The organism is Psychrobacter sp. UBA3480 (assembly GCF_002377945.1).
Taxonomy (GTDB): Bacteria; Pseudomonadota; Gammaproteobacteria; order Pseudomonadales; family Moraxellaceae; genus Psychrobacter.
In genome coordinates this window covers 2,843-27,091 of record NZ_DFQV01000006.1, presented here as the reverse complement: position 1 = coordinate 27,091, position 24,249 = coordinate 2,843, and the positions used below count along the sequence as shown (strand labels likewise).

The window sequence follows — 24,249 nt, the reverse complement described above, 5'->3', positions numbered from 1 at the left end:
AGTAGGTGCCGGAAAAACTCGGCTGGTCAAGACTTTAAGCGAGATAAGTCCTCTTGAAACTGAAGCCAAGTCTAGTATCGATATAGGCAAGGAATATACGACTGTCGGTATCGACTATGGACGTATCACCTTAGCCGATGATATGGCATTAGGTATTTATGGAGTGCCAGGTCAAGAGCGTTATTCTTTTTTGTGGGAGTTTGTCAATCGCTCTTTGTGGGGTCTGCTTATTTTGATTAAGTATGGCGACATCCCTGACTATAATAACTTGGACAAACTGCTGACTTTTTTTGCACCAGAAAAAAACCAAACCACTTGTATCGTAGGAGTGACCCACTGTGAGGACGCCGACCCTGCAAGCCTAGCGGCGCTAGGACAAGAGGTTAGAGCGGTACTCATGCATCATAATGTAGTCGCGCCTATTATCAATGCCGACCCTAGAAGCCGAGAGTCAGCTATTGGTCTATTGCAGCTATTTAATACTCTTAATAATGAACAGTAATGTTAGATACGATTATGATAAATGAAAACTCCCAAGCAAAAGCGGTGCTCTCAAGCTGTATCAAAGAGCTTTGTGAAGCCAATAGAGAAATTGCGCTCGTGACTTTGTGTACCACTGATGGCTTTCCCATTAGTTGTTTTTCGATAAACGAGCTGAGCAATCAAGCAGATAAGTTTGCGGCGATGAGTAGCACGCTTTCAGCACTCAGCGATTCGTCTGCTAGCCAAATGCAGCAAGGAGAGTGTGAGATCACTATCGTGGAGGCGACGTCGGGTAATATGCTGTTTGTAAAAACAGACTACCTGAGTAAGCCTTGCGTGCTGACTGTGGTTGCCAAAAACAAGATGACGTTAGCCGAAGCCAGATATAAGACAAAAAGACTCGCCAATGAGATAACGGCTATCAGCGCATAAAGCGACTCAAGATAGCCTCTAAGCTTATAAAAAGCGCTGACTGGATATGATATTTAGTCAGCGCTTTTTTATTAGCTGGTATAAGCGAAGTACCATAAGTTAGGTGCTATACTCGATAAACAAATATTATCAGCATGGCTATAATCAATACTCATAGGCGGCTTATATAAGCTGTATTGCCAATCACGATATAAAATCAATACCGAAAAAAGGAAGCGCCATCATGGAAAGGTTTCAAGAAAATTGCCATGCGTGCTGAAAAACGGATGAGTCGTTTGCTGCTCATATCTATTTAGCAGCGACGATTATCCATTTACGGTAATTGTCAACATACCCTAGTAAAAATAACTGCTAACAAAATAATTCAATATCAATAGGCAGCTCCGATTAAAATAACGCAAGACAAGATGTCGCTCGACTACAATTGAACGATTGGTAAACATTACTCAACCACTTATACCGACTTAAATAATAAAAACGATTGAAACAACCATGATAAAGGGTGCGACGTGTCAGAATTAAAACGCATTTTACAACAGATTACCGCCTTGAGCGACGTGCCAGATCCTGCGGTACTCAAACGCTTGATTGATGAGCTACGAGTCAGTGATAAAGAACCTGCATTGGCCAACGAAAAAATTCAATCCCTTATTGATATCATACATCAGCATCCAGAATATGGTGATGGGCTGTCTAGTTTTGTGCTAAAACTGATTATCCAATATCGACAAATCGCGCTGTATACCGACACTGGTATCATGTCCGATCAAGGGTTCTTTAACAGTTTACGCCGTTTGATTGGCCATCGGTTTTTACCATTATTACCACAAGATGACTCTGTCGTTGAACTGGTGAGCTACTTATTTAATAAGCGCTCTGATGAACGCTGGCTTGCCAATATCGAAAAGGAAAAATGGGACAAACTGGTTGAGCTGGTTCGCGTAGAAGAGAAACATTTAAACCTAGTCGCTACCGCAAAAAACAGTATTTTAAATGCTATTATCATTTTGTCTTACCGCATCAGCGGTATCGGCTTGCATCCTGATTTGATGGAGGCCTATCCGCAGATACTGAACTATTCCGCGTCTTTTGTTGCACAAAATCAAGAAGCCGTACTCTTCGTCAATCAATATCGTCAAGCACATGAGCTTGATACCTTGACAGACATTACGCCCGAGCAAGCAGTCGATCCCGCACCCCTATTGGTTATGCTGGAACAGTGCGAAGATATCGTCGCTACCGTACGCAAGCGGATTTATAAAACTGGTATCTCTATTCGTTTGACTAATATGATGCTGCGTCTAGATCAAAGCTTGCAGCGTATGCGGATTTTGACTGAGCTGGTCACAGACGATAATCAAAAGCGAGATCGCGCTGTTATCGAACTGATACAGGCGCTCATCACTACAGCCAATCAGCGCTATAGTATTGGTTATTTGATTGATAACAATACCAAACTACTCTCTCGAAAAGTCACAGAAAATGCCAGTCGCGTCGGTGAGCATTATATTAGTACCGATAAAGCTGGCTATCAAAAGATGCTCAAAAAAGCCTCTATTGGTGGCTTTATCATTGCATTTATGGCAACTATAAAAATACTGGCGTACCACTTAGCGCTCGCACCCATGGGTCGCGCGTTCATCAACAGTATGATCTATGGTTTGGGCTTCGTATTTATTCATGTTATTCGCGGCACAGTCGCGACCAAGCAGCCAGCCATGACCGCAGCTGCGATTGCCTCTACCATTTCTGAAGGCTCTGGTAAAAAATCGCATCAGTTGACTAAGCTATCAGAATTGGTCGTCGATATCTTGCGTACCCAGTTTATCGCTATCATGGGTAACGTCATGTTAGCCGTACCCGTCGCTTTGATTATATCTTTTGCTTGGTTGCAATATACTGGCGCGCCAATGATCGACACCGAAAAAGCAGGACACTTGCTACATGATCTAGACCCGTTCCACTCATTAGCACTTCCCCATGCTGCCATTGCTGGGGTTTATCTGTTCTTATCTGGTTTGATTGCCGGCTACTACGACAACTTGGCAGTTTATAACAACGTAGGCGCGCGTATACAACGTCACAGATTGTTGAAATACATATTGCCTAGCTCATGGCTTCAGCGTTTAGGCGGCTTTATAGAAGCCAACTTGGGCGCTATCATGGGTAATTTCTTATTCGGGGTGTTCTTAGGTAGTACCGCGACTATCGGCTATATCTTTGGCCTACCAATTGATATTCGTCACATTGCCTTTGCTTCAGCAAACTTGGCACACGGACTATTCAATATATCTGCTGATGACATCAGTTGGAGCCTCATCCTAATTTCTATACTTGGCGTGGCCCTTATTGGTCTCGTCAACTTAATCGTTAGCTTTTCACTGGCGCTGTTTGTCGCCCTACGTTCTAAAGAAGTTCGCTTTTTTGAATGGAGTCGCCTCACAAAACTGGTGTTTGGCCATATTATTAGCCATCCGTCTGACTTTTTCTGGCCACGTGATAAGCCTATGAAATATGCGCGTATCGATAGTCAGGGTCACATGATATTTGATGATACCTCCGCACAAAAAAATGGCAAATCCATACCGAGTAATTATGTGGTAAGGCGTTTGTCTGATGTCAGAATCCTGCCTGAATCTAAACATGCTGATGCTCAACATTCCCAGACAAACACCGACATCAACTATGAAAAGCAGCCAACAGATGAGCATACGCAGCCGTATAGCTCTCCTGAAAAGGTAATGGATTTGGACGATGGTTTAGTCGATGACGAGCTAAACAGCGTTCCTTATACCGATGACATCCAATACGATAAGGTCACCAAAACGATAAGTGCGGTTGATAGCGACGTTGTTAGTGATGATCCACACCATACTGACTCTGATGATAAGCAGACTGGTGACGCAAAAACACCTTTACCAAAACCTAAAAAACCACCAAAGCTGCCTAGTTAAATAGGTAGTTGCGGTGGGTTTTTGCTCGATCAATCGTTGATATTAAAGTTATTTGTCATAAGACCTGTTATGGGAAGAAGAGCGGTTCCCTAGTTAGGGTTTGGCTGTAGTCCAAGCTCTTTCAATAGGTATAGCTGTTCTAACTTATGACACGGCCTAGTTTATCTACATCAGCGACCATTTTAGGTATTCGATGTTCACCTTCCATTTCACTGACCATCTTTTTCGCCGTTGTAATATTTATACCAATACTGGTGACATATAGAGGGCGCTTACTTATCCCTCGCCAAACGGCATAGTCTTCTGTAATGTCATAAAAATGATTTTTAGCGATACCGATGATGGGCTTTGTATTAGCTAGGTGATCATACAGATATTTGCCTAATCCTGCTTTGCCAACACTATCCAGCAATACATAGCCGTCTATGATAATTACATCAAAAGGTTCGTCAATCTGGTTAATCAAAGCCAGTAAGCAAGGCATTTCTCTTTTATAAAATTGCCCTGACTCATAAGGTGCAACGTCATTAACTTCTACAGTATATTCATTTAGAATACGTGATTGCTTAATGCCTTCGAAGCGGATACCTGCAACAGTTGCTGTAACAGCGTCGGTTTCTTGGCCTTCTTTATAATGTACGTCTAGAATTAGGTAAATCAATTTATTACTACCTTAAAATACAGATGACTTAATTTTAGTGCTTCAAACAATTAATAATTCAGTATTACGATATTGGTATCGGGCATGTGGTATTTGAGTCGATTTATTTGCTTCGCTGAAGTTATCTTATCTAAACGAACCTCTTTTAATTTTCCAAATACTTGTTTATTAAAAAAGTAATCGAAATCCTCTAAGCCATCTAGTCCATTAAGAGACATGCTTTCAATATGTTCAAAGCTGTTATTTTTGACCCATATATTGAATAAGTCTTGTATGAAGCTTTTATCTATATCTAATCGTATAGACTTGCCAAATATAAATCTCTTATAATTACTCAATATTCTATACACGTCAGGCACAGATATAGGACTTTCCATATAAGATTTTGTGATTAAGGTATTGCCTGCGACTTCAAAATAGCTAATTCTGTTCAACGGTTCAGTGTATCTTATGCCAACCTTTTCATCATTGTTTTCTCCGCAAACAGAACTATAATAATTGAAATTTATTTCAGTTGAATGTACATCGTGAGAGTGCATCACTCCATTATCGCAATAATTTAATAAAAATTCTTTTGGTTCATACGAAAGAGTATTCCAGTCAATTCGATTTTCGGATATGCCGTCTTCGTGAGTATATAACTCTAGGTTGCACCTACCTTCTATAAAGGTATAAGACATACCTTGATACAGCTTATTCTTATAGAGTTGTGGTATTCCACGAGAACCATATATATCATCAATCTCATTACAGAACTCTGTAGAATCTATTTGGATAGGCGAAGATAGTCCTCTCTGACATGGTGATACATAAGGCCTGATAATCTCTCCATTTTTGACCTCATAAGCTTCAAGTTGATGGTCAGGTTTATCAAAGAAGATAATGCCTGTGTATAGCTTATCGCGCTGATACCATTTACCGTTACTTTTATTTAACAGTGCTGATTTCAATCGTTGCATATTACTCATGTTAATCTTCTCTGAAAGAGGAGTCATTAATCGTGCTAGTAGAAACGGTAATGCTAGAAGGATTCATTTTAAAATATACCTACACCGAACCAATCAGGTTCCTTCACTGGTTCGGTCCCCTAGTGAGGACTTGAACCTTTGGCTGTAGTCCAAGTGATTACTATGAGTATAGGCTTTTATATTGAATCAATGTACATCTGAGTGTACTTAATAAGCCTGTCTTAATTGTTTTTTGACTAGGTTATTACGTCGTCATTAATAGTCAGGACAATTCACCGTTAACTATTCGACATATGTTTCAGTGCTGGCAACCCAATAAAGGCTCATGTCTTCTTCTTTTAGAGATGCCATTTCAGTTGTACGGCCTTCATCATCTACAAACTCAATTAAGTACACAGGGGGATTTTGATCAAAAATATGTACTACAGTACCCAAATGACCTGCTCTGATATCGTCTTGAATATTTTTTGATACCTTAATAACATCGTTTATATTCAACATACTGCTAAGCCTTATATTTAATAACGTCTGTTATGGGAACGTGTTCGGTGCGCTATACAGGCATCGAACTATATGATGAAAATTTTCCAAGTTACTTCCTACGAGATTAACGGTAGGGTCAGATGTAAGGATAGTTATAATGAAATACATCAAACACTTTGTAAATTCTTATGGAGAGCATACTTGGGATTTTACGTACTACTATCATGAAGTAGTTCCTAAGATACTTAAACATAGGGATGAGTTAAGCCCGATTTTATCAAGTGATTTAAACGGAATAGATAATAGAGAGAAGACGCTTAATAAAGGCATAATCCAGACGATTTATTATGATTTAGAAAATGATAGGATTTCGTTGAAGATCGAGCAAAGACAAGGCAAAGATTTAATAGAAATCACCTATTCCGGTATTGTGAATGTTAATATCAATTGTTGTATATTACCAATCACCATAATGGTACATGAAGTAGACGTAACGCCTGATAGTAATATCATACATTCACTATTTTTATTAGGTGATACAGAAATAGTTTTTGAATGCAAAAAAATAGAATTAAAGACTATACCTCTTGAAAAAGTGAGAGCATCCTACATTTTGTGTAATTATTGATGAAAGCCACATAGCTGTTACACAGAATATAGGATGCTCTCCATTATTAAGCTTACATACCTATAGAATAGATACTTCTAGCCAATATGGAGGTGTTTTTCCTTTAGAAGCTTGAGAACGTGGCTGAAGAATACGTAATTCATATTTACCTGAATATGGAAGCGTGTAATAACCTTGGTCATCCAGCTCAGAGGCGTACTCTCCTACGTTAACAGAGTCTGCTAAATTCTTATGGAATAAATAAGAATCTACATTCCCTCCCATTGTTTTAACAGAAAGCTTTTGGTTCTTTTTGGCATAAAATGTATAGGAATCGTACTTACTACCCTTTAATTTCCCATAATAGTTAGCTGAACTAGCGCCTTTTTTAAATTGAACATCAACAGTTTTAGCCACTGCATCTGAAGATGCGGCCATTACTGTAGGACTTACCATTAGAACAGGAAGCGCAATTAGAATAGCAGCAGTTAAGTTTTTCATATTTTAAACACTCAAAAAGTAAAAAAAACGATTTTATCTTACTGCACACTGTCAACCTTTATAGATATGTTATATTAGTATTACTAATATAGAGAGTGCGTTGGTAAGTTACTGAATAAGGCCACCTGTAACGACCCTAACTTCTAGTTCTACCGTAAACCTACCTATGGTAGTAAAAACCTGAATTTCATCACGTAAACAAAGAGAACACTGCTAAATAGTGGTGTTCTCTTATTATATTTAAAGGAAAAATTATGCGTTCTTTGCTTCTAACGACAATGTGCTTAACGAGCAGCTTAGCTCTAGTGGCTTGTAATAACCATCGTGCCGACACCACGGATCTGAGTAAGCAGCCTACAATAGAAGTGCCGGTAGCGTCAGCGGCATTTACTGCTTTTGGAAACACCGCTAAAGAAAAAATTTGGCGAATAGTGATTGAAGGAAATGAGCTAAGTATAGAGGCGAATTTCTTAAAGCCAACGACAGCAACAGTTATCGTGGTGGGTTCTGGTTCTGTCAATACTGAAGGTGTCGAATACGCGAGTACTATCAATGGACAGCCTATTGTTGTGAATATAAAAAATAACCTTTGTATCGATGACAATGGCTATCAAAATGAACTTACTGCAATATTAACTTACGCAGGCGAAGTATATCAGGGTTGTGCCGTTGCCGGTGCAATAGAAATTGCGCCCACATAGAAGATAAGCCTAACCTATGAATAAACCATTGAAAAAATTTAGCCTAGTATTCTTACCATCATTTTTGTGGGTCGTATTAACTGGGCTAGGATTTGGCTCTCAAAGTCTATCTAATTTGATTGAAATTATAGGAATTTTTATAGTATCTGTGCTGTGTTTATTTATCCCAGAACGATTTATAAAATATCAACACCTTCTTCTAATACTCTTAATAATCACTGCCTTAGTGCGTTTTTTAACCCCATATATACCGGAATAATATTAAACCAGTTGGCTATCTGAACCGCCCCGACTATATCGGAGAGCGTTTTATTTGAGTCAGGCAACTTTGCCTGACTCATTAAGACTATCATAATATTGCTTTTCAAACTCAAAAAGTGATACATAACCAATCGTACTATGCATTATCATATGAATTACCCGCGTTCCAACAAAGGTAATAGCGCCAGAATCAGCCATCTTATCAGTATAACGAATAGATAAATACTGAACGCCTCTATCACTACGATGAATAACGTCTTTTGGGTTGTTTCTGTCTGCAATGGCTTGATTTAACGCTGCCATCACCATATCGATGTTCATACGATTAGACACCTTCCAGCCAACAATAATACGGACAAACACATCTATAATAAACGCAGTATACCCCAACGAAACCAGTTATTTCACCCTTTAAGTCTATTAACAGACTACTTAAAACAGACTGGTATAATGGAACTACTTATAACAGACTATTTATTTAGCCTTGTATATTAAGACACTTATAACTCTCTTTATGGGCTCAGACACTGTGCGCTTGAGGTTATTACCTTGCCGTCACCCAATCTATAAGCCAATAGATAATTACCCCACACGCAGCCACCGTCGAGTGCGCGCGCATGTGGCAAATCAATCTCTCCTTTTAGCGCAGCCCAATGACCGAATAGTATCTTACGAGTGCGCGGTACTTGCCACTCAAACCAAGGCGAAAAATCGGTTGGCATAGCTTCATCTAAGCCTGCTGAAAAGCTAAACTCAAGCGACCCATCTTGCTTACACAAGCGCATACGCGTAAAGTAATTAGCAATCGCCCGCATCTTAATAAACCCTTCGATACCTGCATGCCATTCATCCGCTTCTTTGCTATATAGATTCGGCAGCAATTGATCGAGCTGATTCAAATTACTTTGCAGCTGAGCTTCTAATTGCTGTGCGTATCCTGCAGCGGCTTCAATACTCCAATGCGGTGGAATCCCTGCATGTACTAGCACCGTGTGCTCATCAGGATAGGCTAATATCGGCTGCCTACGTAACCATTCGAGCAACTCATCACAGTCATCCGCAGCAAAGATAGGTGCCGTTTTGTCTTTATTTTTAAGCTTGGCGGCCCCGCGCCAGACTGCTATCAAATTAAGATCATGATTGCCCAATACCGTTGCCGCAGCGCCTTGCTCACACAACACTTTGACATGACGCAGCGTGTTCAATGAGTCCTCGCCGCGTGCTACCAAATCACCAGCAAACCATAACTTGTCTTGGGCAGGATCGAAATCCAGTGTCTTTAGCAATTGTAGATATGCAGCATAGCAACCCTGTAAGTCACCGATAACATACTGATGGCGAAAACTCATAACACCTCAACGATTTAAATACGATAGTTAAAGACAGCTCGATAAGAAATAAATACTTAAGTACTAGTCATAAAAATAAAGCATAAAAAACCGCCATTATAATTGACGGTTAGTAGCATGCTTTTATGTATCAAAAATACATTATACGTCTAGCTGTTGTGAATGATTGCTTAGGTTCACAAAGTCTGTGACGCTTAATGTCTCAGGTCGTGCCTGCGGATCAATACCACAAGCCTCAAAATCGTCTTCGCTCAATGTCGGTAGCAACGTTGATTTTTTGAAGATAGCACGTAGCGTCTTGCGACGATGGTTGAAAGTCTCACGCACGACAATAGCAAAGTGCTCTTCATCATTTGCGACTACTGGTTTGTTGATATGCGGTGTCAGGCGGAAGACAGCACTGGTCACCTTGGGTGGTGGATTAAACGCACCGCGAGGAACGGTCAGCAAGTAATCTGTATCACAGTGATATTGCATAATGACCGACAAGCGGCCATAAGTCTTGCTACCCACGTCGGCTGTGATACGCTCGACCACTTCTTTTTGCAACATAAAATGCATGTCTTGAATCACATCGGCATAGCTAAGCAGATGAAATAAGATAGGCGTTGAGATGTTATACGGTAGGTTGCCCACTACGCGCAGCTTACCGCGCTCTTCACTATATAGCTCACGGTAGTCCACATGCATCGCATTGTCTTTGATAATCTCAAAGTTTGGATGGCTATTGGCACCGATACGAATACGCAAGCTATCTGCCAAATCACGATCTAGCTCCACCACTGTCATTGCATCCACTTCTGCCAATAACGGCTCGCTCAATGCGCCCATACCAGGCCCAATCTCGATCAAATTGTCATCGCGCTCTAGACGAATACTTTCGACGATTTCGCGAATGACGCTAGTATCATGCAAGAAATTTTGGCCAAAGCGCTTACGCGGCTGATGTTTGGCAGCACGTAAGCTGTTAGAAATAGTTTGAGCATCAAATGAAGTTTTGGACATAAAAGAGTCTTAATGTATAAAAGATAAATGGGCGATGATAATGTAATGGCAGCGATATACTGACTTTATAATGGTGAATTATACCACAGCTCATAATTAGGCTGTGTTTTTGAATAATTATTATCGATAGACGAGCCATGCTTTCGAGTAACCGGCCCGGTAACTTTTTACCTCTACATTCATATAATATAAACTCTGACTATGCTAAATAGTAGCGTCAAATCAAGTGCTAGCAGACAGAAACAGGTCCAAAGATGGCGACATCATAACGATTGCGGCGTAAAACTAAATCGATAATTAAACGATTTTTAACGCTTCTTGGGTTTAATAAAGCCCCACTGCATAACGCAATTGGTTATGTTTCACCTTTTGAGTTTGAAAAGCGCTATTATGATAATTTAACCCTGTCAGGCATTGCTGTCTGACTCCAGTAAAGTAAGCCAGTCTCTGATATGGTCGAGGCAGTTTAGCCCTACGCGATCGTCAGCCCGCCAGATAAATACCCTTAGGGAACTCACATATGATCCTGAAACTTAACGTCACCCTCCATTATCGACTCTCAGAGCCAATGGATCTTTTGCTTCAGATTGAAGCTGCCGATCTTGCGGATCAACGGGTACGGTCAGCCGAGATTTGGACATCAGACGTTGCGCATTTTTCACGGGTTACCGCCGATGATGGCATAGGAGAGCGGATTTGGATTCATGCCGAAGGGGATTTTAGCTGCACTTATCTCGCAGAAATCGCCGTTGACCGTCCTGCCTTAGACATATCGGCACTGTCCCAAACGCCCTTGCATCTTTTGCCCGGAGAGACGATCAGGCATTTAATGCCGTCTCACTATTGCCCGTCAGAACAGTTCCATGCCTTCGTGGACGCCGAGTTTGGCGATCTCACTGGCGGCGCACGGATTGCCGCAATGCGCGACTGGATCGAGTCGGCATTTAGCTATGTACCCGGATCGAGCCATGCACAAACCACCGCGCTCGACAGCTTTGCTCAACGTCAGGGCGTATGCCGCGACTTTGCGCATGTTCTCGTAACACTAGCGCGCGCGTCGTCGATACCAGCTAGGTTTGTGAGCGTTTATGCGCCCGATGTGACACCACAAGACTTTCATGCCGTGGCCGAGGTCTATCTTGAAGGGAGCTGGCACCTCATTGATCCGACTGGCATGGCAGGTGCCGACACAATGGCCCGCATCGGTGTTGGGTCCGATGCGTCCAACGTCGCGTTCTTAACCTCGTTCGGATCCATGGAGCTCATCAACCAATCGGTATCCGTAACCAGACAAGCTTAGGCTCCTGACCCTAGGCTTGCGGGCCTGTGTTTAAGACAGATGCTGCCTGTCATACACGATAAAAACTTTACTAAATCGTCTTAAGCGGCTGCCTTTTTAGGTAGGCATTACTGATAATAAAATTATTAAGTACTATGTGAAAAATATCTATAAGCACTGACTTATACAGCAGGTACATCGATAAGTGACTTATCCGCCATCTCATTAGCCATATTTAGTGCTTGATATAAACTGGTCGCACTCGCACCGCCGCTTCCTGCCAAGTCTAACGCCGTACCATGATCGACAGAGGTACGAATATAAGGCAAGCCTAAGGTTAGATTGACCGTATCGCCAAAACCGTGCGATTTTAATACTGGCAATCCTTGGTCGTGATACATGGCAATGACCGCATCACAGTTTGCTAAATGTCTGGTAGTAAATAACGTATCCGCTGGCATTGCCTCTGAAATATTGACGCCCATATTGATAAACTCGTTGAGTACTGGATTGATAATTTCAATTTCTTCCATACCCAAATGCCCGCCCTCGCCTGCATGTGGATTGAGGCCGCAAACCAAGATACGAGGCTGCGTGAGACCAAACTTCTCTCGCATATCATCGATGACAATTTGTACCGTTTGGCGCACGTTCTCCGCGGTGATGGCAGCAGGGATGTCCTTTAATGGTAAATGCGTAGTGACAAGCGCGACTTTCATCGCTTGATTGGCCAGCATCATGACGACTTTTTTACGATCGCTTTGCTGCATAAAAAATTCAGTATGACCACTAAACATGGTGCCATCTAATAGCTTGATACCAGCATCTATCAACGCTGATTTTTGCAATGGCCCAGTGACGATGGCAGCGACTGTATTATTTATTGCCAGTTTATGAGCAATATCTAATTGCTGAGCCACCATCGCTGAGTTAGCGATATTGATTTGCCCGCAGACAACTGGTGCGGCACAAGGAATATCCAGTAGGATGAAAGCACTATCAGCGTCTATATCTTGCTGCGATATCTGATCTACCAAGTTAACATCGACGTTATCGGCATTTATATCTGTATTGATAGTATGCCAACTAGGTATGCTTTTGAGAACGCTAGCTGCAACCAATTCCTCCGCGCGAGTTTGCATCGCTTTAGCATCAGCAGTCACCCAAATAGACCGAGCAAAGTCTTGCAACTTACTCTCTGTTGCTAGTCCTAGTACTACGTCCATGCCAATACCCGCAGGCTCACCTGTGGTGATTAATAGCGGGCGTTTTTCTTCTGTCATAACAATAGCCTTTTTTATTTAAATTACTGATTTTATTATATTTATAATTATTGTTCTAAATTTTTATACTTAGATATTGTATGGTATCTCTTACTTCATAAAAAACAATCACTTCAGATTTAGTGCTTTATCAAGTCTAAAAAACCACATTATGTGTTAAACTTTCGCATCTGATTGTAGCATTTACAGACAAACCTGAGACCGCGTTTTGGTACTTCTATCGTAGAGGCGCGCTACGTTTGTATTGCTCTATCATCGACATCCTTTTTCATACCCATTTTAACTCATTAGGCACTCATGGCAGAAAACGACAAAACCGACGACTTACTCAATCAGACACCGCCGCACAATATTGATATTGAAAAGGCATTGCTCGCGTCTTTGATGAGTATCGAAGAGGCGTACGACAAGATTGCCGATATTGTCACCAAAGATGACTTTTATGCTGGGCGACATCAATACATTTTTGATGCCATTGCTCATTTGGCGGCAGTGAATGAGCCTTATGACACGGTCATGGTACACGACTGGTTAGAAGCGCAGAAATTACTCAAAGGTGCAGGTGGTGACAGTTATTTGGCTGATATTTTGAGCCAAAGTCCTGCGACTTTGTTTAACCTGACTGCCTACGCCCAGCGCGTGCGTGAACTATCAACCCTACGCCAGCTGATTACCACTGGTAATGACATGCTGACGCTTGCCTATAATCCAAAAGACCAAAGCGTTAGCGACATTCTAGACAATGTGGAAGGTAAGATATTTAGTATCAATGAGCAGCATAATAAACGCGCGGAACAGCGCGGACCTGTTGGTATTACCTCTGTCTTGACCAATGTTATCGATAAGATTCAAGAGCTAAAATCTAATCCCGATGGCATGATTGGTTTGCAGACGCCATTTGCCGAGCTGAATAACAAAACCCAAGGTCTACAAGCGGGTGATTTGATTATTGTTGCTGCGCGTCCTTCGATGGGTAAAACCACTTTTGCGATGAACTTGGCAGAAGGGATCTTGTTTAATGAAGATTTGCCAGTCGTCGTATTTTCGATGGAGATGCCTGCCGAATCTATCGTCATGCGTCTGCTGTCCTCATGGGGCGCGATTAACCAGACGCATCTGCGTTCTGGGCAAATGAATGAAGATGAATGGGCAAAGATGATGAACGCTATTCAACATCTGCAATCGAAGCATTTATATATTGATGACAGTACCGCCCTACCGCCGTCTGAGATGCGTTCTCGCTGCCGCCGTATTGCCAAAAACCATGACGGTCGCTTGGGTGCTATCGTAGTCGATTATCTTCAGCTGATGAAAGTACCCAGCTTAGATGGTAACCGTGTTGGCGAGATTTCTGAGATTTCTCGTAGTCTAAAAGCACTAGCACGTGAGCTTGAATGTCCCGTGATTGCATTGTCACAGCTTAACCGTAGTCTAGAAAACCGTCCAAATAAACGCCCTATCATGTCAGATCTACGTGAATCTGGTGCGATTGAGCAGGATGCCGATTTGATTATGTTCATCTATCGTGATGAGGTTTATAATGAAAACTCGGACCACAAAGGCGTGGCGGAAATCATTATTGGTAAACAACGTAACGGCCCTATCGGTACTATTCGTCTAGGCTTCGAAGGTCAATTTACCCGCTTTATCAATCTAACGCCAGAGTACTACCAAGGCGTCAGTTTTGAGAATGATGAGTAATTAACCTTATAAAATTTGATTCTGACAAAGACTAAGCCTTATATAGACTCAGTTTCAATTATAGGTTAATGAATAATTTTACATAACCAGTTTTAATACAATAGCCAGTACCGCATCAACTCAATCGATGCAGTACTGGCTTTATAACTTCATAATTCTACTCATACAGAAGGCGATTATGCGCACAATTACTATAAAACCAAAAGCCCTTACTCATAACCTAAATCAAGTCAAACAACGAGCACCCCAATCGAAAGTGTTGGCCATGGTCAAATCCAATGCTTACGGACATGGCGTAGCGGCAGTCTTGCCAGCCCTGCAGCAAGCAGATGGTATCGGTGTCGCTACGTTGACTGAAGCGCTGGAAGCCAGACAGTTAGGTTGGGATAAAACCATCGGTCTAGTAGAAGGTGCGTTTAGCGCTGATGAGTGGCAGCAATCGATTGATCATGAGATTAGCTGCGTGATTCACCACGGACCACAGTTAGAATGGGCACTACAAAATATCCCACCAGCTGGCAGTGCAACCAGAGTAGCTTGGCTCAAATACAATACAGGTATGAACCGTTTGGGTTTCAATGCTGAGGGTGTGCTGTCAGCAGCAAAATGCCTACATGAAGCGGGTTATCAGCTGATTCTAGCCACGCATTTTGCCAATGCTGATGACCACGATCATCCATTAAATGCGATGCAGATTGAGCGCTTCTCAAGCGTACTAGCAACTTTGAAAGAAACCATTAGCCCAGGTATCCAAGGCTCGTTATGCAACTCTGCTGGTATCGTCAACTTCCCAGAGTACCATTATGACTGGGTACGTCCAGGCATTATCTTATACGGTAGCTCACCTGTCGTCGATAAAAGTGCACAAGAACTAGACTTGCAGCCTGCGATGGAATTTAGTGCTCAAATCATTGCTCTACAAACCGTTAGCGCAAATGATGCAATCGGCTATGGTAGCCGCTGGCGTGCGCAGCAAGATACCAGAACCGCTTTGGTCAGCGTGGGATATGGCGATGGCTACCCACGTGTGGTCACTGACGATGCGTATGTCATTGTCATGGATGCTAACGACAGCCAAAGCTACCGCTGCCCAGTGATTGGGCGCGTGGCTATGGATATGATTGTTATTGATATCAGTAGCGCACCTGAGAGTCTTGCTATAGATAGCAAGGTCATGCTATGGGGCGATGCGCCGCGTGTCGATGAAGTCGCAGGTCATGCTGGGACGATTAGCTATGAGCTGTTATGTCGCCTTAGCATACGTCCAAACCGTACACAGGCATAATCATTAGCGGTACAGTCATTAGCGTACAAGGTATCTTGGCTTGCTAAGGAGATTTCGGTCTATTTGGCAAGCCATTTGATCTTGATAAAAATGAACGTTTACATTGAAAGTAAATACGCTATACTAAAAGTTTGTTGTCAACCCAGTATACGCACTGACGCGATGCTATTGAAGACTGATAACGTTTCACTGACTGCGATCGACTGCTAGGATTACTATGAGTTTGCGCCATTTTTTAACCTTATCTGATTTAACCAAACAAGAACTAGAAAACTTAATCAAACGCGCAAGCGAATTGCGTAAGATGCAACACGCAGGCGAGATATACCAGCCTTTTGTTGGTCGTACGCTTGGCATGATATTTGAAAAATCTTCAACGCGTACCCGTATCTCGTTTGAGACCGGTATGGGTCAATTTGGTGGTAACGCCATATTTTTATCACCAAACGATACGCAGCTCGGTCGCGGCGAGCCATTAGAAGACTCAGCACGCGTGATTTCTAGTATGGTAGATATCATCATGATTCGTACCTTTGGGCACGAAAAAGTTGAAACCTTTGCTGAATACTCAAGTGTGCCTATTATCAATGCATTGACCGATGACTATCATCCATGCCAGTTGCTCGCTGATATGCAGACCTATTACGAGCATCGCGGTAGTATCGAAAATAAGATTGTGACTTGGGTTGGTGATGGCAACAATATGTGCTCGTCATTTATGCAAGCTGCCAATCAGTTTGGTTTTGAATTACGCGTGGCAGCACCTTATGGGTTTGAGCCTGATCCGAAACTTATGGAACGCTTCTCACATTGCGTCAGTCTGGTAGAAAACGTACAAGACGCGGCAAAAGATTCTAACTTAATTGTCACTGATGTGTGGGCAAGTATGGGTCAAGAATCAGAGCAAAACACACGTGCACGTCGTTTTGCGCCTTATCAAGTGACACCGTCTCTATTAGACAAAGCCGACCCTGAAGTGGTGTTTATGCATTGCTTGCCCGCCCATCGCGGCGAGGAAATCTCTCATGACATGCTTAATGACCCACGTTCTGTCGTTTGGGACGAAGCTGAAAACCGCCTACATGCACAAAAAGCATTGATGGAGTTTTTACTTAAAGACAAAATCAAGTTGCCTGCATAACTTAGGTTATTTTATAAAAAGACCGTGAGATCAATAGTAAGATAACTTGCTAACAAACTCCTAAATAAGTTCTCAAATAAAAAAGCCGTCCAGATCTGGACGGCTTTTTTGTTTATACAAATGATTTGATCATAGTTTAACGCGTGAGCGTTGTCACCCCATTAGCACCTGCTTTTAGCAGAACGTCTGCTTGGTTTGCCGCAAAGATACCATTACAGACCACACCTACGATATTATTTAGCTCTTTTTCGAGCACGATTGGATTACTCACATCCAAATCATAAGTATCTAGAATGACATTACCATAATCAGTGACAAAGTCTTCACGGTATACTGGCTCACCGCCTAATTTGGCCAATTGGCGAGCCACATAAGAGCGTGCTTGTGGTAATACTTCAATCGGTACTGGAAATGCGCGACCTAATATATCAACACTTTTACTATCATCGACCATACAGACGAACTTGTTTGAAGCTGCTGCCACAATCTTTTCGCGAGTCAATGCACCGCCGCCACCCTTGATAAGTTGCAAGTGCTCATTGACTTCATCCGCACCATCGATATAAACATCCAATGTACCAGCAAAGTTTAAATCGACTATTTCGATACCAAGCGCACGAAGTTTATCTTCTGTCACCTGTGAGCTAGCGACAGCGCCAGCAAGCTTCAATTGTGGCAACAACTCAATTAAACAGTTGACCGTACTACCTGTCCCTACCCCAAGTATCATATCGTCTTCGATATAGCTTAGAGCAGCTTTGGCCGCGGCTTGCTTTTGTGCTTGCTGATCACTCATCATAAATCCTTGGAAAATAAACGTATGGTCTTAAAAAAAGTAAAAGGCTAAAACAGATAAAATGCGCGGCTATTATAACCGATGATATTAATGGATGTTAGCGCATCATGACGCTAATTTGTGAGTCCTATCTTGCCGACCTAAGACTTAACTTCGTCAAATACTTGCATTTCATGTAAATTTGAGCATGAAATCCCAAGAAAACTGCAATTGAGTCTTGCAAGATACTAAAAATCGGCATAGGCTAATCTATTTCGTTTTTATATTCATTTACACTTTTTATATTCACTCTGTTTAGGGATTACTATGCTGTCACACTGGGTACGAGCCATCTTACAAGCCACCGTCTATGACGTTGCTATTCAAACACCACTTGAAACGGCGCCCAAGCTGACCCAACGTTTTGCCAATGACATTCGATTTAAGCGTGAAGACTTACAACCGGTCAAATCATTTAAATTGCGCGGTGCCTATAACCGTATCAGTCAGTTGAGCGATGAGCAAAAAGCGCGCGGCGTCATCTGTGCGTCAGCAGGTAATCATGCGCAAGGCGTGGCTTACTCTGCACGCAAATTATCACTAAATAACATCATCGTTATGCCAACCACGACTCCTGACATCAAAGTGGATGCGGTAAGAGCACTTGGTGGCAATGTAGATCTGCACGGTGATAGCTTCGATCAAGCAAACCGCTATGCGATTGACCGCGCTGAACGCGAAGGACTGACCTTTATTCCACCTTATGACGATGAGCTGGTTATCGCAGGACAAGGTACCATTGGTCTTGAGCTGACCCAGCAGTGGCGCAATATGGACTATGTATTCGTTGCCGTTGGTGGTGGTGGCCTAATCTCTGGTGTGGCCGCATTCTTAGGCGAAGTTGCACCGCATGTAAAAGTGATTGCGGTAGAAGCTGAGCAGTCAGCTTGTCTAAAAGCGGCGCTTGAAACAGGTGAACGTGTCAAGCTCGAGCAAGTAGGATTGTTCGTCGATGGTGTGGCAGTCGCACAGATTGGTGAATTACCTTTTGACGTCGTCCGTACGCAAAAAAGCGATAACTCAGGTCCTATCGTTGAGCCTAACGTCGTCACCTGTAGCAACGATGAAGTCTGCGCCGCGGTCAAAGATGTGTTTGAGGAGAGCCGCAGTATCGTAGAGCCTGCAGGCGCGTTAGCGGTTGCTGGTATGAAAAAATACCTTCAAGCTAACGAGATTACGGGCAAAAACTGTGCAGCCATCATTTGCGGTGCCAATATGAATTTTGACCGCCTGCGTTATATCGCTGAGCGTACTGAAATTGGTGAGAAAAAAGAAGCCATCTTTGGGGTTACTATCCCCGAGCAAACAGGTGCTTTCTTGAACTTCTGTCGTAGTCTACATGGCCGTAATATTACTGAGTTTAACTACCGCGCTGACAGCAAAAAATCACCAGACTCAATGGAGCCTGCCTCAATCTTCGTAGGTATCGCTTTAAAAGAAGGTGAAAAAGAGCGTCAAACCATCAGTAACCAATTGTCAGACGATGGCTACACTGCTCATGACCTGACTGATGATGATATCGCTAAATCACATATCCGTCATTTGATTGGTGGTCATGCTCATGTCGAAAACGAGCAATTGCTACAAGTGGTATTCCCAGAACGTCCAGGCGCATTGCTAACGTTCTTAGAGAAATTGGGTGATGACTTCAATATTACCTTATTCCATTACCGCAACCATGGGGCTGCTGAAGGTCGTGTACTGGTTGGCCTGCAAGCCTCCGAAGGCAACTCTCGTCAGTTACAAGACGCACTTTTAGATATTGGTTATGACTGTGCCACGGTCAATGACAATATTGGCTATCAGTTGTTTTTGAGATAGTAAAAATAGATATCATATTTCTTACCTAATGGCAGTTTTTAAGTCGATTAAAAACTGCCATTTTTATATTAATAGTAATTATGAGCTGGCAGGTATGGCACAGTGATAAACAAAGTATTAGTGATATTGACCTGTCTGATTTTCGTGCTTATAGGTTATAAATTCCTTCAACCTAAGAACACGGTACACCAACCTGCAACCAATGCAGCAGCAGATATCGTAAAGCAACCTACTCTTACCTCTAATGACGTTGATAATATTGATGACATACCGCCAACATACGTTGATTTGGGTACCACTTCAACATCAGCGCCAACTGCAACTCCAGTCTTATCGACACAACCGACCTCAAACTTTTCATGTGACGGCAGAACACATTGCTCACAAATGACATCCTGTGCAGAAGCCACTTATTTCACAAACTACTGTCCTAATACTAAAATGGATGGTAACCACGATGGTGTACCTTGTGAACAACAATGGTGCACCTAACCCACAGTCATCAAATTTATTTGCAAATGTTAAAGTTGCCCTAATATTGTCTATATAAAACTATGATTTAATATATAAATTAATGCAGAGTGACTCTTATGAAGAAAAGTGCTGATGATAACCAAGGTTTGGTGAAAATCCGTCTCGATAAATGGCTATGGGCAGCTAGGTTTTATCGTACACGCACCCTAGCCAAACAAGCGATTGAAAGTGGACGCGTACACTATGCCGGTAGCCGGGTAAAAACCAGTAAAGAGATTTCAGTCGGAGATGAGCTAACCATTCGCCAAGGCTCAGCGACCGCTATGACCGAAAAGACGGTCGTTGTTGAGGCGCTATCTGCCCAGCGTGGCAATGCGACCGCCGCTGAGGTACTATATTCAGAGACCAAAGAAAGCGAGACGCGCCGTGCTTACTATGCCGAACAGCGCAAACTGGCCAACCTTGCTCGTCCTGACAACAAGCCCAACAAAAAAGAGCGACGCGATCTACAGCGTTTTAAAAGTAATCAAGATTAAAACCGTTTCACTATCTCACCTTTTGGCCATGCATCATATGGCCAAATTTCCATTGTTAAATGACGCTATTGTTTAGTCTCTATCCTTGCCATTCCAAGCATTAAGCGTTACGCTAGCAGCTGATTCAATCGATTGCATGCTAATAAAAGCCGCATTAACAATGCTGGTCTCTTATAGCATGTTTTTTTTGTTATAGAAGGTCATATTATGCTGATGAAAGCCTGTACTCCCTCGTCTGTATTATTGGTATGTTTGGGAAATATCTGCCGCTCCCCTACTGCTGAAGAAGTTTTTCGTCAGCAAGCAGCGATTGCTGGACTATCTATAAAAGTAGACTCAGCAGGCACCAGTGATTGGCACGTTGGCAGTGCGCCTGATGCTCGCTCACAACGTCATGCTAAGTCACACGGCTATAAAATTAATAAGCTGGTCGCTCGTCAAGTCAGTACCAGTGATTTTCATGATTTTGATTTAATCTTAGCCATGGATTCACAGAATCTAGCTGATCTACAAGCTATTAAAGACAGCATTGCAGAGTCAGAAGATAATTTAGCAACACTAGCGCTGTTCAGTGAAGAAGACCCTACCTATTGCGGTAGCGATGTGCCAGATCCCTATAAGGGCGATAACGATGATTTCGAAGAAGTGATCGAGCGTATCGAATCAAGCGCCCAAGCTTGGATAGAAAGCTGGAAAGCCTGCTAGCCATACCGTCTATATTTCTGCTACTCTTGCATCCGGTATCCTCTATAATAAGGTTAATCTTCTATAAAAGAGCTACAGCGTTAACCTCGCTTGAAGTATCACAGTTACGTCTGCACTCAGTTGCTTTGTATCTCTTTTAAACTGAATCAACTATAACTACCTTATCATTTATTATCCTTTTGCCACATAGGCTATGTTATGACCCAAGCTTCACGCCTTGACCACAGTACTCAGTCTACCATCAGCTCTGATGTTTCGAATGTTTCAGCGACTGCCATAGTCATTGATTCAATCGATTTGTCACATGATAATACTATGGCATTGGCCTGTGTTGCTGACTCTGTCGTGACATTAGAGAATGAAGCGCAGCTTGATGATTTTATGGCAGCTTATATAGAGGATACAGCAGACAAATTGCCACTGTTTGTACTGTCTGGCGGTAGCAATGTTTTATTGCCTGCCGCTTTGAAAGCCATAGTATTACAGCCAAAGATGCGTGGTATACATCTGACCGAACAAACTGACGATTATGTCGATATCGAAGTAATGGCTGGCGAGAACTGGCATGATTTGGTCGTACATACGGTCAGTCAAGGTTGGTATGGGTTGGAAAACCTTGCACTAATACCGGGCCTGACGGGCGCAGCACCCATACAAAATATCGGTGCATACGGCGTACAATTAGAAGACCGCTTACAGTATGTACGCGCCTATCATTTGCCGACACAAACTTGGCACCATTTGTCAGCTGCTGATTGCCAATTTGGCTATCGTGACAGTATTTTTAAGCGTACACCAAACACTTGGCTTATTAGCCGTGTAGGTTTCAGATTACATACTGATCCTGCCAATATTTTAGCCAGTTATGGTGATGTACAGACTGTGGCGCAGCGCTATGCAGAGCAACAAGGGCGCGAGCAAGCAATGCCTGCTGACGTTATGCAAGCCATTATAGATATTAGACAACAAAAGCTGCCTGACCCAAAGCAGCTACCTAATTGTGGCAGTTTTTTTCAAAACCCTATTATCGCTCAGGAGCAGTTCACAGCGCTGCAAGCAATTTATCCAGCTATCGTTGGTTATGCGATGCCTGATGCAATGGTAAAGGTGGCTGCAGGGTGGCTCATTGAACAAGCAGGGTTAAAAGGCGGCGGCATTGCACCTATTTTTACGCATAAACAGCAAGCACTCGTACTGACCAACCATACGCCTCAGCAAGCCACGCAAGAGAATGTAGCCATAGCGCAGAAATATATCGCTGCTACTGTCTATGAAAAATTTGCCATTCAATTGTCACGTGAGCCAGTCTGGGTAAATGCTGATGGCTCAATTGGATATGCTGAGCATGTGGCCTAAAAAATCATGGTCTAAGCGGCTATTATCTAAACGATTATGGCGATATTACTTGCGGTTTTCTGAACGCATGGTGACGTTATTCCGCATTATCAATATTACTTTTATACTAGGCTCTACGTCTGTCATTTTAGTGATTATTAGCCTATTTACCCCGCTGTTTTCGCAAGCAATCGTTTATATCTTTTCTCTACTGCCGCTACCTGATATGCCTTCTGCTGCCATGAGCTCACCGCCTACTGCCTATGTAGTCTTAGGCGGCGGTCTGACCAATGACCATAACAACCAGATTATCTTGAATCGCTATAGTCTCAATCGCGCCCGTACCGCTGCAGGTGCTTATCATGACTTACCTCTACCGATCGTACTGAGTGGCGCCGAAGCTCCATGGCTCGGTCAATGGTTGATGGAACACGGTATCGACGGACTGATAAGTGAAAATGCCAGCATGAATACATGTGAAAACGCCCGTTTTACAGCCAAACGCATTCCGCTACGCCATGTATATCTGATTACTGACAGCTATCATATGGCGCGTGCACGTAGACAGTTTGCCTTAAATGGTATCAATAGCACACCACTCCCTGCGCCATTGCCAGTAAGACGCGACTGGATGAAGCCTGCGCACAACTTAAGTCACTCACGGCGCGCTGTCTATGAAATCGCAGCCTACCTGCGCGATGTGATACGCCCCCAGATGGACTGTCGCCATGCCGATGACGTGACTTCACAGCAGCTATTAACCCCAAGAGGCAATGCCACAAAAAACTCTGACGAATAAACGTTAAAGATGTATACGATACCATTGAGAGACGCATTCTAAATACTACCGAACATCCACTACATTTGTGATGGGTGTATAATAATAAGAGACACTGCTATTTAAGAGATTTGCCATGCTCAGTATATTTTTATTAATTCCATTAAGTCTCATGCTGTTTGTGGTTGCTATTTGGGCAGTGCGTTATGCGGTCAAGTCAAATCAATTCGAAGATCTGGACAATGCATCACAGCGTATTATATTGGATGACCGTCAAGAACGCCGCCAAACTATGCAGGCTCATGAACGCTCAGCACCTACCCAGCAGCAAGATAAAACAGCCGCAACTGATGGAAATAACGATCATTCTGAGATAAATAAAGATTCAGAAATCTAATTTATCTGCCTTATAAATGCGTAATTTATTGGTGCCGTTTTGTTAAATAATTCAGCACTAGCAAGTTCGCCCTTTACCATTCTTAGGAGACGCATTCATGACCATCGCTTTACTTGTGGCGGCATTACTAATGGGATTCTTTGGTTCACCGCATTGTTTAGGCATGTGTGGCGGTCTTGTGACCGCATTTGGTCTGTCTATGAAAGATGTCAGCCCCGCCAAACGTCGTGCTTTGGTGGCCACGTATCATTTTGGGCGTTTAACGAGTTACGCA

26 protein-coding genes and 1 pseudogene are annotated in these 24,249 nt (G+C 42.7%); 17 read left to right on the top strand and 10 right to left on the bottom strand.

From position 1 onward, the window contains the following. The 3 genes from B2863_RS02150 to B2863_RS02140 form a co-directional block, all read left to right on the top strand. Window positions 1–502, top strand: a 502-nt coding sequence (locus B2863_RS02150) for a GTP-binding protein (protein ID WP_296207217.1), incomplete at its 5' end; no start/stop codon positions are given. Further along, on the top strand, window positions 502–915 hold the full coding sequence (locus B2863_RS02145; protein ID WP_201607262.1) for a roadblock/LC7 domain-containing protein: 414 nt from the start codon (window positions 502–504) through the stop codon (window positions 913–915). The genes B2863_RS02150 and B2863_RS02145, both read left to right, overlap by 1 nt. A gap of 509 nt (window positions 916–1,424) precedes the next feature. After that, entirely contained in the window at window positions 1,425–3,869 is a 2,445-nt protein-coding gene (locus B2863_RS02140) for a site-specific recombinase (RefSeq protein WP_296207214.1), read from the top strand. A 139-nt stretch (window positions 3,870–4,008) separates the two neighbouring features. Here B2863_RS02140 and B2863_RS02135 read toward each other — a convergent pair whose 3' ends face one another. The 3 genes from B2863_RS02135 to B2863_RS02125 all read right to left on the bottom strand — a co-directional run bounded on the left by B2863_RS02135 (window position 4,009) and on the right by B2863_RS02125 (window position 5,999). Next, window positions 4,009–4,530, bottom strand: a complete 522-nt coding sequence (locus tag B2863_RS02135) for an endonuclease V (RefSeq protein ID WP_238068054.1) — start codon at window positions 4,528–4,530, stop codon at window positions 4,009–4,011. 50 nt (window positions 4,531–4,580) lie between these two features. Next, entirely contained in the window at window positions 4,581–5,498 is a 918-nt protein-coding gene (locus tag B2863_RS02130; RefSeq protein ID WP_296207211.1) for a hypothetical protein, read from the bottom strand. 282 nt (window positions 5,499–5,780) lie between these two features. Then, a complete protein-coding gene (locus tag B2863_RS02125) occupies window positions 5,781–5,999 on the bottom strand; it encodes a DUF4926 domain-containing protein (protein ID WP_201571752.1) in 219 nt (72 codons plus the stop codon). A gap of 139 nt (window positions 6,000–6,138) precedes the next feature. On the opposite strand from B2863_RS02125, the gene B2863_RS02120 reads away from it, so the two are divergent. Further along, on the top strand, window positions 6,139–6,609 hold the full coding sequence (locus B2863_RS02120; RefSeq protein ID WP_296207206.1) for a hypothetical protein: 471 nt from the start codon (window positions 6,139–6,141) through the stop codon (window positions 6,607–6,609). Between the two features lie 60 nt (window positions 6,610–6,669). Here B2863_RS02120 and B2863_RS02115 read toward each other — a convergent pair whose 3' ends face one another. Next, window positions 6,670–7,089 (bottom strand): hypothetical protein, encoded by a 420-nt coding sequence (locus tag B2863_RS02115; protein WP_296207204.1) that lies wholly within the window; start codon window positions 7,087–7,089, stop codon window positions 6,670–6,672. A gap of 254 nt (window positions 7,090–7,343) precedes the next feature. Here B2863_RS02115 and B2863_RS02110 point away from each other — a divergent pair, with 254 nt between their 5' ends. Beyond that, the gene (locus tag B2863_RS02110) at window positions 7,344–7,790 is read left to right on the top strand and encodes a hypothetical protein (protein ID WP_296207202.1); all 447 of its coding nucleotides are present in this window, start codon (window positions 7,344–7,346) and stop codon (window positions 7,788–7,790) included. A gap of 318 nt (window positions 7,791–8,108) precedes the next feature. On the opposite strand, the pseudogene B2863_RS02105 reads toward B2863_RS02110, so the two are convergent. From B2863_RS02105 to rsmA, 3 genes and pseudogenes are all read right to left on the bottom strand, one after another. Continuing rightward, window positions 8,109–8,435: pseudogene (locus B2863_RS02105) on the bottom strand (DDE-type integrase/transposase/recombinase); the annotation flags it as partial. Between the two features lie 128 nt (window positions 8,436–8,563). Further along, entirely contained in the window at window positions 8,564–9,400 is an 837-nt protein-coding gene (locus B2863_RS02100) for a symmetrical bis(5'-nucleosyl)-tetraphosphatase (RefSeq protein ID WP_296207201.1), read from the bottom strand. 141 nt (window positions 9,401–9,541) lie between these two features. Then, the gene (gene rsmA / locus B2863_RS02095) at window positions 9,542–10,405 is read right to left on the bottom strand and encodes a 16S rRNA (adenine(1518)-N(6)/adenine(1519)-N(6))-dimethyltransferase RsmA (protein WP_296207199.1); all 864 of its coding nucleotides are present in this window, start codon (window positions 10,403–10,405) and stop codon (window positions 9,542–9,544) included. Between the two features lie 520 nt (window positions 10,406–10,925). Here rsmA and B2863_RS02090 point away from each other — a divergent pair. Further along, window positions 10,926–11,705, top strand: a complete 780-nt coding sequence (locus B2863_RS02090; protein WP_179798963.1) for a transglutaminase-like domain-containing protein — start codon at window positions 10,926–10,928, stop codon at window positions 11,703–11,705. Window positions 11,706–11,866: 161 nt separating this feature from the next. Here B2863_RS02090 and pdxA read toward each other — a convergent pair whose 3' ends face one another. Then, window positions 11,867–12,967, bottom strand: coding sequence for a 4-hydroxythreonine-4-phosphate dehydrogenase PdxA (pdxA, locus tag B2863_RS02085; protein ID WP_296207197.1), 1,101 nt, complete (start codon window positions 12,965–12,967; stop codon window positions 11,867–11,869). 297 nt (window positions 12,968–13,264) lie between these two features. Here pdxA and dnaB point away from each other — a divergent pair, with 297 nt between their 5' ends. The 3 genes from dnaB (at window position 13,265) to argF (ending at window position 17,094) form a co-directional block, all read left to right on the top strand. Then, window positions 13,265–14,668 (top strand): replicative DNA helicase, encoded by a 1,404-nt coding sequence (dnaB, locus tag B2863_RS02080; RefSeq protein WP_057760393.1) that lies wholly within the window; start codon window positions 13,265–13,267, stop codon window positions 14,666–14,668. Window positions 14,669–14,846: 178 nt separating this feature from the next. After that, window positions 14,847–15,953, top strand: a complete 1,107-nt coding sequence (gene alr, locus B2863_RS02075) for an alanine racemase (protein WP_296207196.1) — start codon at window positions 14,847–14,849, stop codon at window positions 15,951–15,953. A 217-nt stretch (window positions 15,954–16,170) separates the two neighbouring features. Further along, window positions 16,171–17,094, top strand: a complete 924-nt coding sequence (argF, locus tag B2863_RS02070; protein ID WP_057760398.1) for an ornithine carbamoyltransferase — start codon at window positions 16,171–16,173, stop codon at window positions 17,092–17,094. A gap of 136 nt (window positions 17,095–17,230) precedes the next feature. On the opposite strand, the gene rpiA is transcribed toward argF, so the two are convergent. Next, window positions 17,231–17,890, bottom strand: coding sequence for a ribose-5-phosphate isomerase RpiA (gene rpiA / locus B2863_RS02065; protein ID WP_296207195.1), 660 nt, complete (start codon window positions 17,888–17,890; stop codon window positions 17,231–17,233). Between the two features lie 306 nt (window positions 17,891–18,196). On the opposite strand from rpiA, the gene ilvA reads away from it, so the two are divergent. Then, window positions 18,197–19,750 (top strand): threonine ammonia-lyase, biosynthetic, encoded by a 1,554-nt coding sequence (gene ilvA, locus B2863_RS02060; protein ID WP_238068047.1) that lies wholly within the window; start codon window positions 18,197–18,199, stop codon window positions 19,748–19,750. A 167-nt stretch (window positions 19,751–19,917) separates the two neighbouring features. Here the strand turns inward: ilvA and B2863_RS02055 are convergent, their stop codons facing one another. Further along, a complete protein-coding gene (locus B2863_RS02055; protein ID WP_296207221.1) occupies window positions 19,918–20,160 on the bottom strand; it encodes a hypothetical protein in 243 nt (80 codons plus the stop codon). Here B2863_RS02055 and B2863_RS02050 point away from each other — a divergent pair. From B2863_RS02050 to B2863_RS02020, 7 genes are all read left to right on the top strand, one after another. Beyond that, on the top strand, window positions 20,138–20,242 hold the full coding sequence (locus tag B2863_RS02050; RefSeq protein ID WP_414706869.1) for an excalibur calcium-binding domain-containing protein: 105 nt from the start codon (window positions 20,138–20,140) through the stop codon (window positions 20,240–20,242). The genes B2863_RS02055 and B2863_RS02050 overlap by 23 nt on opposite strands. A 98-nt stretch (window positions 20,243–20,340) precedes the next feature. Next, window positions 20,341–20,760, top strand: coding sequence for an RNA-binding S4 domain-containing protein (locus B2863_RS02045; RefSeq protein WP_296207192.1), 420 nt, complete (start codon window positions 20,341–20,343; stop codon window positions 20,758–20,760). A 207-nt stretch (window positions 20,761–20,967) separates the two neighbouring features. Then, entirely contained in the window at window positions 20,968–21,465 is a 498-nt protein-coding gene (locus tag B2863_RS02040; protein ID WP_101205020.1) for a low molecular weight protein-tyrosine-phosphatase, read from the top strand. A gap of 315 nt (window positions 21,466–21,780) precedes the next feature. After that, the gene (gene murB / locus B2863_RS02035) at window positions 21,781–22,821 is read left to right on the top strand and encodes a UDP-N-acetylmuramate dehydrogenase (RefSeq protein ID WP_296207220.1); all 1,041 of its coding nucleotides are present in this window, start codon (window positions 21,781–21,783) and stop codon (window positions 22,819–22,821) included. Between the two features lie 49 nt (window positions 22,822–22,870). Next, on the top strand, window positions 22,871–23,599 hold the full coding sequence (locus B2863_RS02030) for a YdcF family protein (protein WP_296207189.1): 729 nt from the start codon (window positions 22,871–22,873) through the stop codon (window positions 23,597–23,599). 115 nt (window positions 23,600–23,714) lie between these two features. After that, window positions 23,715–23,975: a cbb3-type cytochrome oxidase assembly protein CcoS gene (gene ccoS, locus B2863_RS02025; RefSeq protein ID WP_227526711.1), complete on the top strand. Its 261-nt coding sequence runs from the start codon at window positions 23,715–23,717 to the stop codon at window positions 23,973–23,975. 97 nt (window positions 23,976–24,072) lie between these two features. After that, on the top strand, window positions 24,073–24,249 hold a 177-nt coding region (locus tag B2863_RS02020; protein ID WP_296207219.1), incomplete at its 3' end, for a sulfite exporter TauE/SafE family protein.

Excerpts from the sequence above, each read along its gene's own strand:
- B2863_RS02145 (WP_201607262.1), top strand. The coding sequence starts at position 502 with ATGTTAGATACGATTATGATAAATGAAAACTCCCAAGCAAAAGCGGTG.
- B2863_RS02130 (WP_296207211.1), bottom strand. The coding sequence starts at position 5,498 with ATGAGTAATATGCAACGATTGAAATCAGCACTGTTAAATAAAAGTAAC.
- B2863_RS02125 (WP_201571752.1), bottom strand. The coding sequence starts at position 5,999 with ATGTTGAATATAAACGATGTTATTAAGGTATCAAAAAATATTCAAGAC.
- B2863_RS02120 (WP_296207206.1), top strand. The coding sequence starts at position 6,139 with ATGAAATACATCAAACACTTTGTAAATTCTTATGGAGAGCATACTTGG.
- B2863_RS02115 (WP_296207204.1), bottom strand. The coding sequence starts at position 7,089 with ATGAAAAACTTAACTGCTGCTATTCTAATTGCGCTTCCTGTTCTAATG.
- B2863_RS02110 (WP_296207202.1), top strand. The coding sequence starts at position 7,344 with ATGCGTTCTTTGCTTCTAACGACAATGTGCTTAACGAGCAGCTTAGCT.
- B2863_RS02100 (WP_296207201.1), bottom strand. The coding sequence starts at position 9,400 with ATGAGTTTTCGCCATCAGTATGTTATCGGTGACTTACAGGGTTGCTAT.
- rsmA (WP_296207199.1), bottom strand. The coding sequence starts at position 10,405 with ATGTCCAAAACTTCATTTGATGCTCAAACTATTTCTAACAGCTTACGT.
- B2863_RS02090 (WP_179798963.1), top strand. The coding sequence starts at position 10,926 with ATGATCCTGAAACTTAACGTCACCCTCCATTATCGACTCTCAGAGCCA.
- pdxA (WP_296207197.1), bottom strand. The coding sequence starts at position 12,967 with ATGACAGAAGAAAAACGCCCGCTATTAATCACCACAGGTGAGCCTGCG.
- dnaB (WP_057760393.1), top strand. The coding sequence starts at position 13,265 with ATGGCAGAAAACGACAAAACCGACGACTTACTCAATCAGACACCGCCG.
- alr (WP_296207196.1), top strand. The coding sequence starts at position 14,847 with ATGCGCACAATTACTATAAAACCAAAAGCCCTTACTCATAACCTAAAT.
- argF (WP_057760398.1), top strand. The coding sequence starts at position 16,171 with ATGAGTTTGCGCCATTTTTTAACCTTATCTGATTTAACCAAACAAGAA.
- rpiA (WP_296207195.1), bottom strand. The coding sequence starts at position 17,890 with ATGAGTGATCAGCAAGCACAAAAGCAAGCCGCGGCCAAAGCTGCTCTA.
- ilvA (WP_238068047.1), top strand. The coding sequence starts at position 18,197 with ATGCTGTCACACTGGGTACGAGCCATCTTACAAGCCACCGTCTATGAC.
- B2863_RS02050 (WP_414706869.1), top strand. The coding sequence starts at position 20,138 with ATGACATCCTGTGCAGAAGCCACTTATTTCACAAACTACTGTCCTAAT.
- B2863_RS02045 (WP_296207192.1), top strand. The coding sequence starts at position 20,341 with ATGAAGAAAAGTGCTGATGATAACCAAGGTTTGGTGAAAATCCGTCTC.
- B2863_RS02040 (WP_101205020.1), top strand. The coding sequence starts at position 20,968 with ATGCTGATGAAAGCCTGTACTCCCTCGTCTGTATTATTGGTATGTTTG.
- murB (WP_296207220.1), top strand. The coding sequence starts at position 21,781 with ATGGCATTGGCCTGTGTTGCTGACTCTGTCGTGACATTAGAGAATGAA.
- ccoS (WP_227526711.1), top strand. The coding sequence starts at position 23,715 with ATGCTCAGTATATTTTTATTAATTCCATTAAGTCTCATGCTGTTTGTG.